This is a genomic window from Salibacter sp. (genome assembly GCF_031581065.1).
Taxonomy (GTDB): domain Bacteria; phylum Bacteroidota; class Bacteroidia; order Flavobacteriales_G; family Salibacteraceae; genus Salibacter.
Genome location: NZ_JAVLBN010000089.1, coordinates 1 through 3702, shown reverse-complemented (window position 1 = coordinate 3702; position 3702 = coordinate 1). Strand labels below are relative to the sequence as shown.

The window sequence follows — 3702 nt, the reverse complement described above, 5'->3', positions numbered from 1 at the left end:
CCGTTGAGGCAGCATCAGGGAAAAACCTCGAAATAGATCACGATTTTGAAAACCCCGATGAGTTTTCGCAAAAGCTGTTTTAGTTAATTCAACAACATCTGCACGCGCGGATGCTCGATCTTTTCTCTCAGCACTTCAAACTTGCTCTCAATATCAGCGAGTTTTGCCTCAATCGCTTTTATACGATCGGCATCTTCTTTTTTCATTGATTCTTCCTCACCGTATTTCTCATTGATGGTTTCGAGCTCCGTTTGGTAGGCATCGCGAATGCGAACCATTCCGTCCACTGCGTAATAGAGCACAAACCACTGTTGATCGGCATTGGCTTCTTTATCGAGAATCTTTAATGCTTTATCTCTAAACTGGTCAGATCCAATTTCGGCTGAGTAGTTGCTCAACAGCGACATATACGAAATGCGCGAAAAGCCTTTGATTTTCTTGTCTAATGAAAGGAAGTAATCTTGTTTCCCTTCCACGCCTTCTTCAAGATAGATTCCGGCAACTGTCATCAACACTTCACCATTTTCAGAACCCTCCAGCTCTCCGGCTTTTTCGAGCCCTTTTTCCGGGGCAATTTTGTAAAGCGCGTCAAGAGCCGATACAAGCACATAATAACTGCTGTCTTTGAGCGCATTTTCCAAAAGCGGAACAACTTCTTCATCTGCATATTTTGGCAATAAGTTGATCGCAGTAGATCTCACTTCAGAGTCTTCGTCATTCTTTGACAGCTTTTTTAATTTTCCAACAACTGTTGTGTCGTATTCTGCAGGCATCACTTTCAACATGGAAAGCGCTTTTTCCTGAATTCCGGAAATTGAATCATCCAGCGCTGCAATAGCTGTTTTTGCTGCTTCATCATTTTTGCGCAAATGTTTTTGAATTTCGTTGAGTGCGGTGAGCTTTGCGTAGAAGAGTGAACTCTCATTGTATTGCGCTACCCAATCTTCAACCGGTTTTTGCTCATCGATCTCGGCCAGCAACATTTTCTCCATGTCGAAGTTGATCCATTCCGGCTCTGACCGAAAATCAAAACTGAATGTTTGTTCCAAACTATCTATCTCAATTTCACGCTCAATCGTTGCTCCATTGCTCATGTGAAACGCAACGATTACCGGAAGCTTGTATATCGGAAATTCTGTCGCATCCTGATCTTGCGTTACCATTACCTTTTGAACACCCGTTGAGTCGATGTAATCGTACTGAACGGTGAGTTGAGGATGACCTTCATCGAGGAACCACTGGTTGAAGAACCAATTGAGATCTCTTCCAGAAACTTCTTCCATTGCGAGGCGCAACTGGTGAATTTCAACGGGCTCGTATTTATTTTCTTTCAGGTAGTGGCTGAGTCCGGCAAAGAATGCTTCGTCACCCAAATACTTGCGGAGCATGTGCAATACGCGACCACCTTTTGCATACGAATGCCCATCAAACATATCGCCCGGTTTGTCGTGATTGAAGCGAATCAGATCCACATGCTTTCCGCTGTCAAATTCTCTCAAATAACCCTGTAAATCCTGGTGAAGATGCATATCAGCACTTGCCCTGCCGTATTTGTATTCACGCCACAGATACTCGCCATAAGTAGCAAAACTCTCGTTGAGCGGGAGGTTTGCCCACGACTCGCACGTTACGAGATCACCAAACCAGTGGTGGATGAGTTCATGAGCAATGACATCTTCCGGACTATCATCAATCAGCTCGCGTTTTGTCTTTTGAGCAAATTCACCAAAGATCACTGCCGAGGTATTTTCCATAGCGCCCGATACGTAGTCTCTCACAACAACTTGCGAGTATTTTGCCCACGGATATGGATAATCAAACAATTCACTGTAAAATTCAATCATCTCAGGAGTGTCGCCAAAAATTGCCTGAGCATGCTCTTCGTATTCCGGTTCTACGTAGTAATCCACGAGCATACTGTCTCGCCACGAGTCTTCCACAACAGCAAACTCACCAACAGCCATCATAAAGAGGTACGGAGCATGACGTTTTTCCTGCGCCCACACATCAGTGCGTGTTCCATCTCCATTCAGTGAAGAATACTGGAGCTTCCCGTTAGAAAGTGTCTTGTATTTTTCCTGAACAGTAATCGAGATTTCCTGCGTTGTTTTCTCATTTGGCGAGTCGATTGTCGGGAACCAGCAAGAACTCGACTCGGGCTCGCCCTGTGTCCAAATTTGTTTTGGTTTGTTGGGGTTTTCACCTAATGGATTGATGAAATAAAGTCCTTTTGCATCGCTGATGGCTGAGCTTCCTTTAAGCTCAAGCTCATTGGGTTTTGCCGTGTATTCGATGAAAAGTTTGAATGTATCGTTGCGGGTATAAGCACTATCCAGGTAAACTTCAATTTGGCTGCCGTCATAGTTGTAATCTACCGGGTTACGGTCAGATCCACTTACAAGCGAAACTTCGTTTACATCAAAGCCTTTGGCGTCAATCTTAAACGACTCCATGTCGTAGAAATACGGAGTAAAATCGAGCCATGCTTTTCCATAGAGGTATTGCTTTTCCCAGTCGAACTTGACATCGAGTTTTGTGTGAATGAGATCTGCCACGCGCGTTTCAGCCGCTTTGTAAGGCTGACGTGGAGACGGCTCTTCAACGTGAAGCGTGTCCAGCTCCACTACTTTTCTCGGCTCCGGTTCTGACCCAATATTCAACAAAGAACAAGATGTAAACGTCAACGATACGGCTGCTACTGCTAATAATCTTTTCATCTGTGAGGCTTTTTGGATGTAGCTGTAAAGAATACACGGCAAAAATAAACATCAAGAGCGTATTTTTATCGTGCAGGATTCATCACTACATTTGTTTTCTCCGTTTTTCGGTTTAGAGAGCGTAAAACTAAATTATATTTGTGGCATGCATGAAGTAAAAATAAACGACAATTCATATTCGGTTGATTTCACAGCAAATGACTTGTTGAGCGGTAAAGTCAACGACAGCGATTTTGAACTCGACCTCATTCAAATTGACGACACGCATTACCATTTGATTCACGAAGGTAATTCATACAACATAGAAATTGTGAATTATGACAGTGAAGAAAAGGCCGCAAAGATTAAGATCAACGGAAAAGTCCTGGAACTCGATATTCGCGATAAATTCGATATCCTTCTCGATAAAATGGGACTGGCCGATCTCGCCAACCAACAAATTTCTGATGTAAAAGCACCAATGCCGGGAATGGTACTTGATATTCAGGTTGAAGCGGGACAGGAAGTTAAAACCGGAGAGCCTTTAGTCGTTTTAGAAGCCATGAAAATGGAAAACGTGATCAAGTCACCAACAGATGCAGTTATCAAATCAATTGATGTGGATAAAGGTATTGCTGTTGAAAAGAATGCCACGCTTGTTTCTTTTGATGTTTAAATCTCACACTACTCACATAGACGCTCGCAGCTTTTAACATCTTGTTGCTTGGGAGTGGCTGATCTTTGTTGAAACCCATATAGACCTGACTCATTTCCACTCCGCACTCTTCGTCAGGTAAGTATAGCCAATTCAACATATCGTCAACCTCGGCCCCAGGTGCATCTATTTCCAGAGTTTTGGGAGCAACTTCCTTTCTGTCGGACAAAAACGAGAGCAGGAAAGAATTCGGCTCCACTTCCCTTTTCGTTTTATTATCTTGAATTTCATGTGCCTTTGTTCTGGGGAAGATAAGTAGTTTTCAAGTAAGTTGCTAAACACTTCACATTA

Annotated in this window: 2 protein-coding genes; one reads left to right on the top strand and one right to left on the bottom strand. The window is 43.2% G+C overall.

Features of this window, described 5'->3' with window-relative positions; genetic code table 11:
• Positions 1 to 83: 83 nt before the first annotated feature.
• Positions 84 to 2717 carry a M1 family aminopeptidase gene (locus tag RI557_RS11525; RefSeq protein WP_310683907.1) on the bottom strand — a complete coding sequence of 878 codons (2634 nt, stop codon included), beginning with the start codon at positions 2715 to 2717 and terminating at the stop codon, positions 84 to 86.
• A 145-nt stretch (positions 2718 to 2862) separates the two neighbouring features.
• Here RI557_RS11525 and RI557_RS11520 point away from each other — a divergent pair, with 145 nt between their 5' ends.
• Entirely contained in the window at positions 2863 to 3372 is a 510-nt protein-coding gene (locus tag RI557_RS11520; protein ID WP_310669059.1) for an acetyl-CoA carboxylase biotin carboxyl carrier protein subunit, read from the top strand.
• Positions 3373 to 3702 lie beyond the last annotated feature (330 nt).